Source organism: Micromonospora sp. NBC_01699 (genome assembly GCF_036250065.1).
Taxonomy (GTDB): Bacteria; Actinomycetota; Actinomycetes; order Mycobacteriales; family Micromonosporaceae; genus Micromonospora_G.
Window position 1 is genome coordinate 204,583 of record NZ_CP109199.1, and the last position, 16,091, is coordinate 220,673.

Below are 16,091 nucleotides of genomic sequence, written 5' to 3' on the forward strand. Positions count from 1 at the left end.
GCACCAATTCGCGGGTCTTTGTTCATCCGGCCTAAGTGTTGGCGAGATACAGCACCGCAAAACGTTTGTCTGAGCGCGGTTTCGCCGGTCCGAACAGGAACGCCACGATGACTCCGGCCCGCCTGGCATGGAGGCGAGCTTGAGTATCTTGCCCGCAGAAAGGGACAACTCATGAAGGTCAATATCATCGGCAAGGCGATGGCGGTCGGTTTCGCCGTCGCCGTGGCCATGGCCGCGATCGCCGTTCCGGCCTCCGCCGACCCGACCACGGCGGACGACTACCGCCTGCTCACCGGGGTCGGTTCGGACACCACCCAGGACGCGGTCAACGCCCTGGGCAACGTCATCCTCTCCGGCGGTGCGAAGGTCGTCGCGTCCTGGGACGCGCGTGGCACCAGCCCGATCAAGACCAAGGCGGCGGGCTGCTCGTACGTGCGGCCGAACGGCTCCGGCGCCGGCCGGCAGGCGCTGCGCGCCTCCGAGGGCGAAAACCTCGGCGGTACGCACGGCGGCCCCGGCTTCTTCAACGGCGTCGACATCCGCGGCTGCGTCGACTTCGCCCGCTCGTCCAGCTACGGCGGTTCGAGCCCGTCGCCGACCGGCACGTACACCTACATCCCGATGGGCGTCGACGCGGTCGCGCTGGCGATCAACTCGAACAACCTCGACCTGCCGCTCAACATGTCCCTGTCCCAGGTGCAGCGGGTCTACAAGTGCTTCAGCAACAACGTCGGCGGCAACCGCGTCACCCCGCGCATGATCCAGGCCGACTCCGGTACCTGGCAGTTCTGGATCGGCCCGACCCGGATGGCGATCACCGAGGCGGAGATCAACCTCGGTGACTACCCCTGCCTGGCGGCGGACACCGACAGCAACCCGGGCACCCCGGCGGTGCCGGTGTTCCCGCGCGAGCAGGAGCACGACGGCACCCCGCTGGCCGGCAACCTGAACCACGTCATCCCGTTCTCGGCCGCGCAGTTCATCGCGCAGACCAACCGCGCCTCGATCCAGACCCTGACCGGGGTGGCCGTGGCCGACCGGCGTGGCCCGGCGCTGCTGACCGGGATGAGCACCACCACCCAGCCCGCCACCCAGCCGATCGTCGGCGGGCGGCTGAACACCAACTTCCCGATGCGGCGGGACGTCTACAACGTCGTACCGACCGCCGACCTGACCAACCAGCTGATCGCCGACACCTTCGTCGGTGCCGGCTCGGCGGTCTGCACGGCCACCGTGAACGACGGCGGCACCCAGCGCAACGTGGTGCAGCTGCTCGGCTTCGGCCAGCGGACCACCACCGTGAACGCACTCGAAGCGGCCTGCGGTTACACCGACCTGCGGGCCAACAGCTAGTTCCGGCACAGCCCCGGTCCGGGCGGCCCACCAGGCCGCCCGGACCGCTGGGCACCCTGACCGAAGGAAGTGATCAATGAGCAGGCACAGGTTTGCCCGCGCGCTCGCCCTGTTGTCGGCGGGCCTACTCTCCGCCGGCGTGCTGGTGGCCGGGGTGCTGATCGGGCCGGCGAGCCCGGCGCAGGCCGTGTCGCTCGGTGCCGTCACGCTGTCCGAGCAGACCGGCGACGTGAACACCACCCCGATGTTCGCCACCGCGCGTACCGCCACGCCGTGCCCGACCGGCTTCGGCGAAACCACCAACCTGCGGCTCGGCCGCCCCGGCGGCCCGTACGCGAACCTGGCCCGCGCGCTGAGCGCCGGCGGCTGGGACCAGAACCCGCTGGAGTTCGCCGCCGACCGGTCCCTCACCCGGGCGGTCGCGGGAATCGAGCCGGCGACCACCGTCGGTGACGGCGAATGGTGGGTCATCGTCGACTGCTACAGCCTCACCGCAGGCCGCAGCGCCGACCAGTTCCAGACCTCGATCTTCGTCTGCGGCGACACCTGGAAGGTCGGCACGAGCTGCAACACCGCCACGGCGACGCGGACCACTGTGGCGGTCGACCCGAGTCCGGTCCCGGCCGGCACACCCGTCACCCTCACCGCGACCGTCTGCGTGCCCGGCGACCAGGACGGTTGCACCCCGCTGCCCGCGACCGGAACCGGGAACGTGGTGTTCAGCCGGACCGAACCCGCCACCGCGGAGCCGCCGGTCGAACTCGGCACGGTGGCCCTGACCGAGGGCCGGGCGGTCCTCACGGCGATCACCCTGCCGCCGCCGGAGGGCGACATCACCTCGCGTACCTACCGGATCACCGCCCGGTTCGTCCCGGACGCACCGGGCCACCTCGGGTCCGCGGCCACGTCGGACGTCGCGGTGTTCGTCGGCGAAGCCCCGGCACCGGAGACCGAGACGACCCTGACCGTGACGCCGGCCAGCCCGCTGCCGACCAACGCCGACCTGGTACTGACCGCCACCGTCCGGCAGCGCACCGGACCGGACGAGCCCGTCGGGCGGGTACGGTTCGAGCAGCGCCTCACCGGGACCACGGTCTGGGTGGTCCTCGGCACCGCCGACCTGGCCGACGGCAGGTACAGCCACACGGTCGCCCCGCGCCTCGCCGACGGCAACTACAGCCTCCAGGCGGTGTTCGTACCGGCCGACGAGGCCGACTTCGTGACCTCGACCGACACGCTGAACGGTTACCTCGTCGGCACGCCGCCGACCGGGCCGGTCGCGACCGCCACGACCCTCGCGGTCAGCCCGGCCGGACCACAGCGGGAAGGTGTCGAGCTGACCCTGACCGCCACCGTGGACCCGTCCGCCGCCAGCGGCACGGTGAAGTTCCTGGACGGCACCACCGAACTCGGCTCGGCCACCGTCAGCGGCGGCCAGGCCAGCTTCAAGACCGCCTCGCTGACGGCCGGGACCCACCCGCTCAAGGCGATCTTCACGCCGGCCGCGGCCAACGCGTACGGCGGATCCCAGTCGGCGGTCAACTCGTACGTCATCACGGCCGGTGACCCGGCCGACGACGACGGCGGGGACGACGACGGTGGCGGTGGTGGTGGCGACTCGTTGCCGCGTACCGGTGTTCCGCTGATCATGGTCGGTTCGGTCGGCCTGCTGCTGGTCGTCGTCGGCGGCGGCACCATGCTGGTGACCCGCCGCCGCACCGCGCCCCAACCGGTCGCCTGGCCGGACGCCCGCTGATGACCGTGACCGAGGCGCCGCCGGCCCGGCCCGCACCGGCGGCACCGGTGCCGGACCGGCGTCCGGTCAAGCTCGCCCTCCAGGTGCCGGGCGTGGCGCTGAGCACCCTCGCCTGCCTGGCCCTCGGCCTGGTGATCCACCTGACCCTGGTCTCGCAACTCCAGTACGCGCGCAACCAGCAGACCGCCTTCGCCGACTTCCGGACCGAGTTGGCGCAGGGAACCGCACCGGTGGGACAGAACCGGATGGACTTCACCGACGGGGGCGCGGGCCGGGAACGGCTGGTCGAGGCCGGCTCCGCCGTCGCCGTCCTGCGCATCCCGGCGGTCGGACTACAGACGGTGATCTTCGAGGGCAGCAGTGGCGAGGTGCTCCGGTCGGGTCCGGGTCACCGGCGGGACACCGTACTGCCCGGACAGCCGGGCACCAGCCTGGTGCTCGGCCGGCGGGCGGCGTACGGCGGCCCGTTCCGGGACCTGGACCTGCTGCTGCCCGGCGACATGATCACGGTCACCACCGGCCAGGGCGAACACTCCTACCGGGTCACCGGGCTGCGCCGGCCCGGCGACAACGCACCACCGGAACTCGTGGCCGGCGCGGGGCGGTTGACCCTGATAACCGCCGACGGGGACCCGTTCGTGCCGCATGACGTGCTCCGGGTCGACGCGGACCTGGTGTCGCCGGCCCAGCCGGCACCGAAACGTACGTTCGGCGCCGCCTCCCTGCCGCCGGCGGAGCAGGCGATGGCCACCGACCCGAATGCCTGGACCCCGCTGATGCTCTGGGGCCAGGCGATCGTGCTCGCGGCGCTCGCGCTGACCTACCTCCGATCCCGGTGGGGGCGCTGGCAGGCGTGGATCGTCGGCACCCCGCTGCTGGTCGCACTGGGCCTGGCCATCGCCGACCAGGCCGCCCGCCTCCTGCCCAACCTGCTCTAGCACCCCTGCTCCGGTACAGAAAGGATCGCCGTGTCCACAGTCGAAGACGCGACCCTGGTCGATCTGCCACCCTCCGCCCCCATCCCGTCGATCTCGGGCGACGCCGACCTGGCCACCCTCGACGCCCGGTCGATCTCCGCCTGGTTCGGCGACCACAAGGTGCTCGACCGGGTGTCGCTGACCATGCCGGCCGGGCAGGTGACCGCGCTGATCGGCCCGTCCGGCTGCGGCAAGTCGACCTTCCTGCGCATCCTCAACCGGATGCACGAGCTGGTGCCGAGCGCGTCGCTGGCCGGCGAAGTGCTGCTGGACGGTCGCGACCTCTACTCGGCGGAGCGCCGGATCACCGACGCCCGGCGCCAGGTGGGCATGGTCTTCCAGAAACCGAACCCGTTCCCGGCGATGTCGATCTACGACAACGTGATCGCCGGGCTGCGGCTCACCGGCACCCGCGTCTCCCGGCGCGGCCGGGACGACCTGGTCGAGGAGACGCTCACCAAGGCGGGGCTGTGGAAGGAGGTACGGGACCGGCTGCGCGAGCCGGGTGGCGCCCTCTCCGGTGGCCAGCAGCAGCGGCTCTGCATAGCGCGGTCGCTCGCCGTACGACCCAGGGTGCTGCTGATGGACGAGCCGTGTTCGGCCCTCGACCCGACCTCGACCCGGCGGATCGAGGAGACCATCGCGGAACTCGCCAGCGAGGTGACGATCGTCATCGTCACGCACAACATGCAGCAGGCCGCCCGGGTGTCCCACCGGTGCGCGTTCTTCCTGGCGTCGCACGGCACCCCCGGAATGATCGTCGAACACGGCCCGACCGCGGCGATGTTCGGCAACCCCCAGGATCCGCGTACGCACGACTACGTGAACGGCCGGTTCGGCTGAGCCCGCTCCGCCCTTTCGCCAAATGATTTGTCGAGTCGGTCAAAGGCCATTCTGTTTCCCCTTGTGCGGGCACCGAGAATTCGCTTTCCGCACGTCCGGCGGAGACGTTGGCCTGCCTACCGGGTCACAGCTCCTGTGGAGCCTGATTGCCGGCCGGGTCAAGAGGATCCAGCCGAGGCATCACCCTCAATGAGAGGAAGTGATTCATGAGCAAGCGGATGTTCGCTCGCGCGGGCGCCACGCTCGCCGCCATTGCGATGACGACCGGCGTACTCGTTGCTGTTTCCGCTCCCGCCCAGGCCGCGTCGCTCGGTGACGTGGTCCTGTCGCAGCAGAGCGGCAGCGTCACCGACACCCCGATGCTGGCGAACGCGACCAGCGCGGCCTGCCCGACCGGGTTCGGCGAGAACGCGTCGCTGCGGATCGGTCGGCCCGGCGGCGAGTACGCCAACATCGCCCGTTCCCTCGGCGGTGGCGGCTTCGACCAGGCTCCGCTGAGCTTCGCCGGGGACCGTTCGTTCTCCCAGGCGCTGGGCAACGTCACCCCGGCCAACGGTGAGTGGTGGGTCATCGTCGAGTGCTACAGCCTGACCCTGGGCCGGCACGTCGACGAGTTCCGTACCTCGATCGTGGTCAACGCCGGCACCTGGCGGGTCGCGGTGGCGTACAACACCACCACCGCCCTGGCCATCAGCCCGGCCAGCAACACGGCGACCGAGGGCGACGAGGTCACCCTCTCCGCCACCGTCGCCGCCACCGAGGCGGGCGCCCCCGCCGTCGCCGGTACGGTCGAGTTCCGCCGCGGCGCCAGCGTGATCGGCTCCGCCCCGGTGACCGGTGGCACCGCCACCCTCGCCACCACCGCCCTGCCGGCGGGCACCTTCAACTACACCGCCGCGTTCACCCCGGCCAACTCGGCCGACTTCAAGTCCTCCACCTCGGCAGCGGTGTCGTACCAGATCATCCGCCGGGCCGGCGGCACCCCGCCGGTCGACGTCGAGATCACCGCCGACGTGGCGCCGGGCGCGTTCACCCTCGCGGTGGCCGCCCCGAACACCAGCCTCACCGGCGGCACCGTCGGTGGCACCGCGACCGGCGCGCTGCCGGCCGCGACCGTCACCGACCTGCGGGGCACCGGCACCGCGTGGAACCTCACCGGTCAGCTCGAAGACTTCAACCAGGGCACCAGCACCATCGCGAACAGCGCCCTGACCTGGACCCCGAACGCCGCCAAGACCAGCGGTTCGGGTGCGGTCGCGGCCGGCGGCAGCGCCGCCCTCGGCGACACCCGCACGCTCTGCTCGGCCGTCGCCGGCACCAACGCGGGTGTGTTCACCTGCGGCGCCGACCTCAGCCTGGCGATCCCGGACAACGTGGCGCCGGGCGAGTACACCGCGACCCTGACCCTGACGCTGGCCTGACCGACAACCGGTCGGGTTCGCCCCCTGGGTGACCGAGGCGGAGGTGCCGCCGGCGCGAGCCGGCGTCACCTCCGCCACACCCCGTTGTCCGGACCTCTCCTCGGAGCCTGCACATGACCACTGCCCACCCCGTACGCCCCCGTCGGGCCACCCGCATCGCGGTGCTGTCCGCCGTGGCGGCGATGCTGCTGATCTCGCTCGTGCCGATCCCGGCGGCGGCCGGTGCGGCAAAGGACGACAGCTTCCGCTGGACCATCGTGCCGTCGAGCCCGAGCGGCCCGAAGGGGCGCAAGCAGTTCGACTACGAGCTGGCGCCGAAGGAGGAGATCACCGACTGGATCTCGGTGACCAACCTGAGCGACCAGCCGCTGACCGTCGACCTCTATCCCACCGACGCGTTCACCGCCGTGGACGGCGGCTTCGCCCTGCTGCCGCGCAGCCAGGCGCCGGACGGCGTCGGTTCCTGGATCAAATTGCCGACCCGGCAGCTCAGGGTGCCGGTGGGCAAGCGCGCCGACCTGCCGTTCCAACTGCGGGTACCGGACGGCGCCGCCCCGGGTGACCACATCGGCGGCATCATCGCCTCGGCCACCGAGGCGCAGACCGACCAGCACGGCCAGCGGGTCGACGTCGAGCGGCGGATCGCCGCCCGGGTGTACCTCCGGGTCGCCGGACCGCTCACCCCGCTCGCCGAGATCGGCGACGTACGCGTCGACTACGACAACCCGCTGGTGCCGTTTCGCGGCGCCGAGGTCGCGGTGACGTACCGGCTGGTGAACCGGGGCAACACCCGGCTCGGCGGGAAGGCGCGGATCCAGGTGACCGGGCCGCTCGGCGTACGGCTGGGCAACAGCGAGGTGATCGACATTCCGGAGTTGCTGCCCGACTCGGAGGTCGAGTTGCACGGGACCCTGCCGGGGGTCTTCCCGGCCGGCCGGCTCACCGCCACGGTCAGCGTCAACCCGCAGGCCGGTCCGAACACCCTGCCGGCGTTGACCGGATCGGCGTCGGTGCCGGCCGTACCGTGGCTCCTGCTCGGCGGGTTGCTCCTGGTCGTCGGGGCCCTCGTCGCCTGGGTCTGGCGGCGCCGGTCGACGCGCCTGCGGGACCGGGACGACGCCGATGTCTTCCCCGCCGACCCGGGACTGCCCCGGCCGGTACCGGTGGCCTCCTGATGGCCGGTCCGGTAACCGGGACGGCCGGCCGGTGTCGGCCGGTGCGGCGGGTCGCTGCCGAGGTCGCCCGTGATCGACGAGCGGAGGGGTGCTGACAGTGGTCGGACAAAACAGCCGCCGGATCGCCGTTATCCTGGTCTTCCTGGCCGGGGTCGCCGGTGCGGTCGCGGCCTCCTGGATTCCCCCGGTGAACGCCGCCGGGATCGAGCCGGTGCGCGCGGTGGCCGACGCGAGGCAGGAATTTCTCGAAGCAGAACCGGTCACCCGGTTCGGAACGCCCGTTCCCGGCGGGGATCGCGGTGCGTCGGTCGAGCTGGGTGTGGTGATCGCCCCGAAGCCGACCGGCACGGGTACGCCGACACCCACCACCCCGTCCCCGACACCGACGGCGAGCACCGCCGCCCCGACGGATCCACCGGACAACGGCGGCGATCTACCCCGTACCGGACTGGCGATCGGCGCCTTCGTCGTGGCCGGCGCGACCCTGATCGCCGCCGGCACCGCACTACGCCTACTCGCCCCCCACCGCCGCCCCCACCGCCCCCACCCCCGCCCCCGTCGTTGATCATGAAGTTAGCGCAGGTTCGAGTCTGAAATGTCCGCGTTAACTTCATGATCAACGGCGGGGGGCCGGGTTCGGCGGGGGCGGGGTTGGGGGCGTTTGGGGGTACGGGGGTGAGGGGGGTCGCCCGCGGGGGCGGTGGGGCGGGCAGGGCACGTACGCTCGACGTGTCATGAGCGAAGCGCAGAGCAGTTTTCCCCGGCGGGACTCCAGCGGCCGGATCACCGGCTTGGCCGACCTGGGCGGCGTGGTCCTCGCCGGCCTGGTGATCGGTGTGCTGGCGCTGGTCGCATTCGACTGGGCGTTCGAGTCGATCGGCCTGGCCGACTTCGGCAAGACCAACGGCTGGTTGGCGGTGATCCTGCCGGCCTGGCTCTTCGTCGAGGAGTACCGGGCCTGGGGGCCGGGTCCGGCCAGGGCGGCGGCAGCGGTGGTGGGCGCGGGGGTCGGACTGACCACCGGGCTGCTCGCCGCGGGGCTGGCCGCTGCGGCGGCGCCGCTGGTGTCGGGCGCGGCGGCGGCCGGGGCGTTCGCGCTGGTATATACGCTGATCTGGTATTTCGGCGTCCGGTGGCTGGACCGTCGGACGGGTTGATCGGAGATGGAATCGTGAGTCCCGCCGTGAAGTACACGCTGGGCCGGGTCGGGCTGTTCCTGGTGGTCATGGCCGCGCTGCTGCCGGTCCCCATGAGCATCTTCCTCAAGCTCATGCTGGCGGTGGTGTTTTCGGCGGCGGCGTCCTTCTTCCTGCTCAAGACCTGGCGCGACGAGATGGCCGAGCAGGTGGCCGGTGCGGTCCAGCGGCGGCAGGAGGAGAAGGCGCGGCTGCGCGCCGCGCTCTCCGGTGACGACCAGCCGGCCCCGACATCGCCGGCCGGCTCGACCACCCCGCCGGCCGACCCTGACGCCACCCGCTGAGCCAAGCCGCCACCCGCTGAGCCAGGACGCCACCCGCTGACAGAGCGCTAACCGTCGAACAGGGCGCGAACCGCTGAACGAGGCGGGGGGCTGGGACTGCCGGTTTCAGCCGTCCAGGCCGCGGCGTCGGGCCAGCCGGTCCAGGTCGTCCATCAGGCCGTCCAGGCGGCGCATGCCGGCGTCCAGGTCGTCCAGTGAATCCTTGCTCGGCGCCGCCGCCAGCACCGGAGTGATGATCTCGTTGGCGCGGTCGGCGTACTCCCGCTGGGCGGCGCCGATCGCGGCGGTGACCTCCGCCGCCACGTCCTCCGCCGACAGCCGCAGGGCGCCGGGGTCGATCCGCAGTTCCTGGAGCGCGCCACCCGGACCGGTACGGGCCCGTACGTAACCGCGCGGCGACTCGCCGGTGCCGTACTGGTCGGCCAGGTCCTCCTGCATCCGCTGGATCCGTGCCACCTGCTGGTGGGCGTACTCGGCGAGGTCGTCCAGGTTGCGGATGTCGGGCACGTCAGATCCTCTCGGCCGGTGACGGCGGGTCAGGGTGGACAGGATAGCGAGCGCCGATCCACCGGTGGCATTCTTGCCCGGTGGCCAAGGATGACACGCTCCACATCGGGCCGGCGCTGCGTCCACTCCTCGCGCCCGGGGAGCGGTTGCTGACCGCCGCGATGCTGATCAAGGACGTCGGTACGACCGACGACGTCTCCGTCTCCGACGAACTGAAGAACCTGCTCGATCCGACCATCCTGCTCGGACTGGGCAGCCATCCGGGGAACCTGTTGCAGCGGGCGACGTTCGGTCGGGCGGTGATCGGTCCGGCGGACAGCCCGGCCCGGCGCCTGTACGACGCGGTCGCCGACACCGTCTCGCCCACCCTCGCGGTCACCGACACCAGGTTGCTGGTCGCCGATCGCAAGACCGTCGACCGAAACGGGGGAAGTTGGACCGACCGCTGGTTCGGTCCGGTGGAGTACGCGGCGACGCTCGTCCACGAGTCGCCACGGAACGCTATCGTCGGGGCGATCAAGGCGCCGGCGGGTGTGCTCCGCCGAGGACGGTTCCTGGTCGTCTTCACCGACGGATCGGTCTGCGCACTGGTCGGCGGACCGCCGCAAGCGGGTCGGCGGGCGGCGGAAGCCATCGGACCGCCCCGGCCGGCGGCACAGACTCCTGGGGAGGAGCAGGCATGACACAACCGGTGAAGGTCTATCTCGACGCGATGACCAGGTACGCGGACGCGATGCAGGACCTCGGTACGGCCTTCGGCAGCACCCGTTCGCTGCTGGTCGACGCCGACGTGGCCGACGACAGTTTCGGGCTGCTGCCGGAGTCTCGCGAGGTGGCGAGGGTCTACGAGCAGCGCACCACGGACGGGCTGGAGGTGCTGCGTACCGGCGAGGACGTGTTCGGTGAGCTGGCGGTGGCGTTCCGCCAGATGCGGGACAACTACCGGGGCACCGACGAGGCGGCGGCGCGGCGACTCGGGGGAGGGTCGTGACCCGGGCGCCGAGCGGTGCGGAGCGGATCGAGACGTGGCTCGCCCCGGCCGGTGCCGCGTACGCGATCATCAGGCCGATCGTCGAGTTCCTGGCCCACCCGATCGACCAGGTGACCGGCGACCCGGACGCGTTGAACGCGCAGGCGAAGGCGTGGCAGGACGCGGCGGCCCGGTTGGAGCGGTACGCGGTGGACGAGTTGGGTGCCCGGACCGACCTGCTCTCCTACTGGGAGGGTGCTGCGGCCGAGTCGTTCAACGAGGAGATGAGCCAGCTCAACCGGTCGCTGACCGAGATCGGTGACCACTTCGCGGCCACCGCCGAGTTGCTACAGGGCTCGGCGGAGGGGGCCCGGCAGGCTCAGGAGCTGGTCGAGCAGATCGTCCGGGAGCTGATCGCCTGGGCGATCATCACGATCATCGTGGCGCTCGCCTCGGCCTGGATCACCGCCGGGGCGTCGGCCGTGGTCGGCGGGGCGGCGGTCGGGGTGGAGTCGGCCCTTGCCGGGACCCGGGCGGCGGCGGTTGCCGCGCGGTTGGCCCGGATGTTGGAGAAGGTGGCCCTCTTCCTGAAGAGGATGAGCGACTTCGCCCGGACGTACAAGCTCACCAGCATCCACAAGGTGGGGGTGCAGAACTGGGCCAGCGCCCGGTACGCGACCAGCGCCGGCTACCAGCTGCTGGCCACCAACTGGGTGATCAAGCAGACGATCGTCAAGCCGGTCCTCGGCCCGACGATCGACAAGGTCACCGGCGCCGACCAGGCATGGGACCTGCCGCAGGTGCTCTGACGCGGGTCCGGCTCCGAAACCGAGCGCCAGTCTGGCCGAGCTGTTCCGGCACTTTTCGCCGGCATGACGATGATGTTGAGATGGAACAGAGAGTGATGATTATTGATATGACCATGTGAGGGGTGGTGCAGTGTGCGGTACAGAGCGGGAATCTCCGCACCCCCAGGAGGTTTTGCATGCCCTTCCGTACCCCCGTACCCCGGCGGTCTTCTCGGCGCCGGACCATCGCCCTCGCGACGACGGTCGCGATCGGACTGTTCGCCGTCGTGAGCGGCCCGGTCTCCGCCGACCCGAAGCCGGGCGCGATCAGTGCCGCCACCAGTGCCGAGTACCGGGTACTCGGCCCACGCACGCTGGAGGACCGCAACGCCGTCGGCAAGACCGGCGCGGCGATCAACTACAGCGAGCACGGCATCCTGAACATCACCGCGACCGCAGCCGAGGTGAAGGCGATCACCGCGCTCGGCTTCACCCTGGAAGCCGTACCGGCGCCGCCGGCGCGGGGTGCGACCGACGGTGTCGGCACGATGGCGTTCCCGCCCGCCGACTCGAACTACCACGACTACGCCGAACTGACCGCGGTGATCAACCAGGTGGTCTCGGACCACCCGACGATCGCCCGCAAGTCCAGCATCGGCAGCTCGTACGAGGGTCGGGACCTGCCCGTCATCAAGATCTCGGACAACGTCGGTACGGACGAAGCCGAACCGGAGATCCTGTTCAACTCGCAGCAGCACGCCCGTGAGCACCTGACCGTCGAGATGGCGATCTACCTGCTCAACCTGTTCACCGACAGCTACGGCTCCGACTCCCGGATCACGAACATCGTGAACACCCGGGAGATCTGGATCGTGCCGACGGTCAACCCCGACGGCAGCGAGTACGACATCGCCACCGGTTCGTACCGGTCCTGGCGGAAGAACCGGCAGCCGAACGCCGGTTCGTCGAACGTCGGCACCGACCTGAACCGCAACTGGGGCTACAACTGGGGCTGCTGCGGCGGTTCCTCCGGCAGCACCTCGTCGGAGACCTACCGTGGCCCGTCCGCCTTCTCCGCCCCGGAAACCCAGGCGCTGCGCAACTTCGTCAACAGCCGCGTGGTCGGCGGTACGCAGCAGATCAAGGCGAACATCGACTTCCACACGTACTCCCAGCTGGTGCTCTGGCCGTACGGCTACACCACGGCGAACACGGCGCCGGGGCTGAGCGTGGACCAGGAGGCGACCTTCCGCACCCTGGGCCAGCAGATGGCGGCCACCAACAGCTACACCCCGGAGCAGTCCTCCGACCTCTACATCACCGACGGAGACAGCCTCGACTGGCTGTGGGCGACGCACCAGATCTGGGCGTACACCTTCGAGATGTACCCCGGATCGTCCGGCGGCGGCGGCTTCTACCCGCCCGACGAGGTCATCCCGGCGCAGACCTCGCGCAACCGGGAAGCGGTGCTGATGCTCAGCGAGTACGCCGACTGCCCGTACCGGGTGATCGGCAAGCAGGCCCAGTACTGCGGCGGCGGTGGCGGCACCACGGTCTGGTCGGACACCTTCGAGACCGCGACCGGTTGGACCATCAACCCCAGCGGTACGGACACCGCCACCTCCGGTGCGTGGGAGCGGGGCACCTCGCAGGCGACCAACTCCAGCGGTGCCAAGCAGCTCGCCCCGGCGGGCGGCAGCAACGACCTGACCACCGGCCGGCTCGCCGGCACCGCGGCGGGTGACTACGACCTCGACGGCGGCTCGACCAGCGCCCGTTCGCCGGTGGTGGCGTTGCCGGGCAGCGGCACGTTGACGCTGTCCCTGTCGTGGTACCTCGCGCACGGCGCGAACTCGTCCTCGGCGGACTTCTTCCGGGTCAGCGTGGTGCACAACGGCGGCACCACCGTACTGCTGACCCAGGCCGGGGCGGCGAGCAACCGCAACGGTTCGTGGACGGCCGCCAGCCTCAACCTCACCCCGTACGCGGGGCAGCAGGTCCGGATCCTGGTGGAGGCGACCGACACCGCCACCGCGAGCCTGGTCGAGGCGGGCGTCGACGACGTGACGATCACGAGTTCCTGATTCCAGCAGTGGCGCTGCCCCGTCGACCGGTCCCCGGTCGGCGGGGCAGCCCGTCGGTTCAGCTGAACCGCCGACCCTCGTCCCGTCGGTACGCCCAGCCGGCCGCCAGGGCCAGCACCACCACCCAGACGCCGAGCATGACCAGCGCGGTCGGGTCGGGGCGGAAGTCACCCACCGCCGCCCACATCAGCTCGACCGCACCACGGGTCGGCAGGAAGGGCGCGATCGTCTCGATGAAGCCGGGCGCGGCGCCGGGCGCGGAGAGCAGGCCGCCGCCGAAGGCCAGCGGGAAGAAGATGACCTGGGCGGCCACTATCGCCGCCTTGCTCGGCAGCGCGTACCCGATGGTGAGTCCGAGCAGGGTGAACGGCACCGCGGCCACGGCCACCGCGCCGAGCGCGAGCACGAACGCGGCCGGCGTGATCGTCGCCGGGGTCGCCACCGCCGCGATCACCACCACCGGGATCAGCGAGACGAAGGTCAGCGCGAGGCCCGCGAGGATGCGGCCGACGAAGCGCGGCGCCGGCCCGGCCGGCAAAGTCCGGGTGTACGGGTCCCAGGGCTGCGCCCGATCCTCGGCCACCCCGATGCCGTACTGGAAGATGTTGCTGCTCATCACCGCGAAGGTGACCATCGAGGCGGTGGCGAAGGTGGCGCCGGTCGGGTCGTCGCCGGTGAACGGCACCACGAAGAAGAGCATCGAGGCGGCCGGGAAGAAGGCACTGCCGATCAACGCGATCGGGATCCGGATCGTCTCCAGGAGCTGATACCTGGCGTGTACGAGCGCGAGCTGCATGGCTGTTCCCCCGTCAGGCGGTGATCGGTTGGTTGGCGGGCGTACCGGTTCCGACCGGCCGATCGGTGTCGGCGGTGAGGGTCAGGAACGCCTCCTCCAACGAGGTGGGCCGGATCTCCAGGTCGGCGAAGCCCACCCCGCTGGTCACCAGGTCCCGGACCAGTTGGTCCGCATCGGTGGTCAGCAGGTGCGTACGCCCGTCGGTGTGTTCGGTGCCGAGCACGCCGGGCAGCGCCGGCAGGTTCTCCGCGACCAAACTGACCCGGCGTACGCCGACGATCTCCCGGATCGCGGTGACCGTGTCGTCGGCGAGCACCCGGCCCCGGCCGAGCACCACCACCCGGTGCGCCAGCGCCTCGATTTCCTCCAGGTAGTGGCTGCTCAGCAGGACCGTCCCGCCGTCTTCGTGGAAGGACCGGATGGCGGCCCACAGGCTGTGCCGGGCCTCCACGTCCAGCCCGGTGGTCGGCTCGTCCAGGATCACCAGTTGCGGTCGGCCGAGGAAGGCCAGCGCGACCGCCAGCCGCCGTTTCTGCCCGCCGGACAGCCCGCCGGTCTGCCGTTTGGCCAGGTCGGTGATGCCGAACCGGTCGAGTAGTTCCGCGCGCGGCACCGGGTCGGCGTAGTGCGCGGAGACGAAGTCGACCACCTCGCCGACCCGCAGGGTGGGCGGCAGACCGGTCTCCTGCGGGGTGACCCCGAGGCGTTGGCGGTGGGCCGGGTCGCGCGGGTCGCCGCCGAACAGCTCGACCCGGCCGGAGGTGACCCGGCGTACGCCGACCAGCAGGTTCAGCAGCGTGCTCTTGCCGGCGCCGTTGGGTCCGAGCAGGCCGACCAGCTCGCCGGTGCGTACCTCGAAGCTGACCTGGTCGAGTGCGGTGACGTCGCCGTACCGGCGGGTGGCCTGGTCGGCGCGGGCGAGGATCATGTCTTCTCCTGGGCGGGGGTGGCTGCCTCGGACGGGTCGAGCAGGGCGCGCAGTGCGGCGGTGTACTCGTCGAAGGCCAACCGGCCGCGCCGGCTCAGCCGGACCAGGGTGGCCGGCGTACGCCCGTGGTGCGTCTTGGTGATCTCGACGTACTGCGCGTCTTCGAGTTTGCGCAGGTGGACCGAGAGGTTGCCGGCGGTCATCCGCAGGATCTCCTGCAACCGGGGGAAGGTGATCCGGTCGCCCTCGGCGAGAGTGGCCAGGGTGGACACCACTCGCAGCCGGGCCTGGGCGTGGATCACCGGGTCGAGTTCGGGCGGGGCGGTCATGACCTGTTCCGGCGGCCGAGCCAGGTGATCGTGCCGCCGATCAGCATGCCGCCGCCTCCGGCGACCGCGACGATCAGTGCGTGCCAGCCGGGTCCGGCGTACACGCCGACGATGTTGATGACGCTGAGCCAGATGCCGAGGCGGAGCAGGTTGCGGTCGAGCCAGATCGCCCCGCCGGCCACGTGCAACACCCCGGTCAGGCCGACCGCCGCGGCGGCCCAGAGCAGTCGGGCCAGGTCGTCCGGCAGGTGGTCGGTGACCCGGCTGAGGACGATTCCGTAGCTGGCGAAGCCGATCAGCCAGGCGAAGCCGTACCACTGGCCACGGCGGGCCGAGTCGCCGGTGATCTGCCCGTACGACCGGGCGCCGGTGATCGCGGAGAGTGCGCCGGCGGCGCCGAGCAGGACGAAGAGCGTGGTCAGCGGCAACCACTCGGGCAGGTCGACGAAGACCCGGTGGTCCGGGCCGAACCGGAGGAAGAACAGCCCGAACCCGACCAGCCAGGCGACTCCCCACGGCCAGTAGATCAGCCGGGGGTCGGGGTTGAGCTGCCGAGCCGCCTCGGCCTGCTGCTGCCGGATCAGCAGCAGCGTCTCCGCCGCACTCGCCAACGGCTGCTCGTCGTCATCACTCAGGGCCACGCAAACTACTTTACGCCACAAACTCCATCCCCGTGGCGGGGCT

The 16,091-nt window shown here is 71.2% G+C and carries 18 protein-coding genes; 13 read left to right on the forward strand and 5 right to left on the reverse strand.

The features are described 5' to 3' along the window. Positions 1–171: 171 nt before the first annotated feature. From OG792_RS00930 to OG792_RS00970, 9 genes are all read left to right on the forward strand, one after another. Positions 172–1,353, forward strand: a complete 1,182-nt coding sequence (locus OG792_RS00930) for a hypothetical protein (RefSeq protein WP_329106418.1) — start codon at positions 172–174, stop codon at positions 1,351–1,353. A gap of 76 nt (positions 1,354–1,429) precedes the next feature. After that, positions 1,430–3,109 carry an Ig-like domain-containing protein gene (locus OG792_RS00935; protein ID WP_329106420.1) on the forward strand — a complete coding sequence of 560 codons (1,680 nt, stop codon included), beginning with the start codon at positions 1,430–1,432 and terminating at the stop codon, positions 3,107–3,109. Beyond that, a complete protein-coding gene (locus tag OG792_RS00940; RefSeq protein ID WP_329106422.1) occupies positions 3,109–4,047 on the forward strand; it encodes a sortase in 939 nt (312 codons plus the stop codon). The genes OG792_RS00935 and OG792_RS00940 overlap by 1 nt, the downstream gene beginning before the upstream one ends. A gap of 30 nt (positions 4,048–4,077) precedes the next feature. Next, on the forward strand, positions 4,078–4,929 hold the full coding sequence (locus tag OG792_RS00945; RefSeq protein WP_442932354.1) for a phosphate ABC transporter ATP-binding protein: 852 nt from the start codon (positions 4,078–4,080) through the stop codon (positions 4,927–4,929). 206 nt (positions 4,930–5,135) lie between these two features. Then, positions 5,136–6,350, forward strand: a complete 1,215-nt coding sequence (locus tag OG792_RS00950) for an Ig-like domain repeat protein (protein ID WP_329106424.1) — start codon at positions 5,136–5,138, stop codon at positions 6,348–6,350. A 113-nt stretch (positions 6,351–6,463) separates the two neighbouring features. Continuing rightward, a complete protein-coding gene (locus tag OG792_RS00955; protein ID WP_329106426.1) occupies positions 6,464–7,525 on the forward strand; it encodes a WxL protein peptidoglycan domain-containing protein in 1,062 nt (353 codons plus the stop codon). A gap of 88 nt (positions 7,526–7,613) precedes the next feature. Next, the gene (locus OG792_RS00960; RefSeq protein ID WP_329106428.1) at positions 7,614–8,090 is read left to right on the forward strand and encodes a hypothetical protein; all 477 of its coding nucleotides are present in this window, start codon (positions 7,614–7,616) and stop codon (positions 8,088–8,090) included. Between the two features lie 169 nt (positions 8,091–8,259). Next, a complete protein-coding gene (locus tag OG792_RS00965) occupies positions 8,260–8,682 on the forward strand; it encodes a hypothetical protein (RefSeq protein ID WP_329106430.1) in 423 nt (140 codons plus the stop codon). A 14-nt stretch (positions 8,683–8,696) separates the two neighbouring features. Next, positions 8,697–9,005 carry a DUF4229 domain-containing protein gene (locus OG792_RS00970; protein ID WP_329106432.1) on the forward strand — a complete coding sequence of 103 codons (309 nt, stop codon included), beginning with the start codon at positions 8,697–8,699 and terminating at the stop codon, positions 9,003–9,005. Positions 9,006–9,110: 105 nt separating this feature from the next. Here the strand turns inward: OG792_RS00970 and OG792_RS00975 are convergent, their stop codons facing one another. Next, positions 9,111–9,512 (reverse strand): YbaB/EbfC family nucleoid-associated protein, encoded by a 402-nt coding sequence (locus OG792_RS00975; RefSeq protein WP_329106434.1) that lies wholly within the window; start codon positions 9,510–9,512, stop codon positions 9,111–9,113. An 80-nt stretch (positions 9,513–9,592) separates the two neighbouring features. Here OG792_RS00975 and OG792_RS00980 point away from each other — a divergent pair, with 80 nt between their 5' ends. The 4 genes from OG792_RS00980 (at position 9,593) to OG792_RS00995 (ending at position 13,354) form a co-directional block, all read left to right on the forward strand. After that, positions 9,593–10,195, forward strand: a complete 603-nt coding sequence (locus OG792_RS00980; RefSeq protein WP_329106436.1) for a hypothetical protein — start codon at positions 9,593–9,595, stop codon at positions 10,193–10,195. After that, positions 10,192–10,503: a hypothetical protein gene (locus tag OG792_RS00985; protein ID WP_329106438.1), complete on the forward strand. Its 312-nt coding sequence runs from the start codon at positions 10,192–10,194 to the stop codon at positions 10,501–10,503. Before OG792_RS00980 ends, OG792_RS00985 begins: the two co-directional genes overlap by 4 nt. Beyond that, entirely contained in the window at positions 10,500–11,291 is a 792-nt protein-coding gene (locus OG792_RS00990) for a WXG100 family type VII secretion target (protein WP_329106439.1), read from the forward strand. Before OG792_RS00985 ends, OG792_RS00990 begins: the two co-directional genes overlap by 4 nt. A gap of 176 nt (positions 11,292–11,467) precedes the next feature. Next, complete coding sequence (locus tag OG792_RS00995) at positions 11,468–13,354, forward strand: M14 family zinc carboxypeptidase (protein WP_329106442.1); 1,887 nt, start codon at positions 11,468–11,470, stop codon at positions 13,352–13,354. Between the two features lie 58 nt (positions 13,355–13,412). On the opposite strand, the gene OG792_RS01000 is transcribed toward OG792_RS00995, so the two are convergent. The 4 genes from OG792_RS01000 to OG792_RS01015 are packed head-to-tail and all read right to left on the reverse strand — an operon-like array spanning position 13,413 to position 16,048. Then, positions 13,413–14,150 (reverse strand): ABC transporter permease, encoded by a 738-nt coding sequence (locus OG792_RS01000; protein WP_329106443.1) that lies wholly within the window; start codon positions 14,148–14,150, stop codon positions 13,413–13,415. Between the two features lie 13 nt (positions 14,151–14,163). Then, complete coding sequence (locus OG792_RS01005; protein ID WP_329106445.1) at positions 14,164–15,078, reverse strand: ABC transporter ATP-binding protein; 915 nt, start codon at positions 15,076–15,078, stop codon at positions 14,164–14,166. Next, complete coding sequence (locus OG792_RS01010; protein ID WP_329106447.1) at positions 15,075–15,407, reverse strand: transcriptional regulator; 333 nt, start codon at positions 15,405–15,407, stop codon at positions 15,075–15,077. Before OG792_RS01010 ends, OG792_RS01005 begins: the two co-directional genes overlap by 4 nt. Then, positions 15,404–16,048, reverse strand: coding sequence for a transporter (locus OG792_RS01015; RefSeq protein ID WP_329106448.1), 645 nt, complete (start codon positions 16,046–16,048; stop codon positions 15,404–15,406). Before OG792_RS01015 ends, OG792_RS01010 begins: the two co-directional genes overlap by 4 nt. Positions 16,049–16,091 lie beyond the last annotated feature (43 nt).

Coding starts and splice junctions, on each gene's coding strand:
- OG792_RS01000 (WP_329106443.1), bottom strand. CDS start 14,150: ATGCAGCTCGCGCTCGTACACGCCAGGTATCAGCTCCTGGAGACGATC.
- OG792_RS00950 (WP_329106424.1), top strand. CDS start 5,136: ATGAGCAAGCGGATGTTCGCTCGCGCGGGCGCCACGCTCGCCGCCATT.
- OG792_RS01010 (WP_329106447.1), bottom strand. CDS start 15,407: ATGACCGCCCCGCCCGAACTCGACCCGGTGATCCACGCCCAGGCCCGG.
- OG792_RS00965 (WP_329106430.1), top strand. CDS start 8,260: ATGAGCGAAGCGCAGAGCAGTTTTCCCCGGCGGGACTCCAGCGGCCGG.
- OG792_RS00985 (WP_329106438.1), top strand. CDS start 10,192: ATGACACAACCGGTGAAGGTCTATCTCGACGCGATGACCAGGTACGCG.
- OG792_RS00995 (WP_329106442.1), top strand. CDS start 11,468: ATGCCCTTCCGTACCCCCGTACCCCGGCGGTCTTCTCGGCGCCGGACC.
- OG792_RS00940 (WP_329106422.1), top strand. CDS start 3,109: ATGACCGTGACCGAGGCGCCGCCGGCCCGGCCCGCACCGGCGGCACCG.
- OG792_RS00935 (WP_329106420.1), top strand. CDS start 1,430: ATGAGCAGGCACAGGTTTGCCCGCGCGCTCGCCCTGTTGTCGGCGGGC.
- OG792_RS00930 (WP_329106418.1), top strand. CDS start 172: ATGAAGGTCAATATCATCGGCAAGGCGATGGCGGTCGGTTTCGCCGTC.
- OG792_RS00955 (WP_329106426.1), top strand. CDS start 6,464: ATGACCACTGCCCACCCCGTACGCCCCCGTCGGGCCACCCGCATCGCG.
- OG792_RS01005 (WP_329106445.1), bottom strand. CDS start 15,078: ATGATCCTCGCCCGCGCCGACCAGGCCACCCGCCGGTACGGCGACGTC.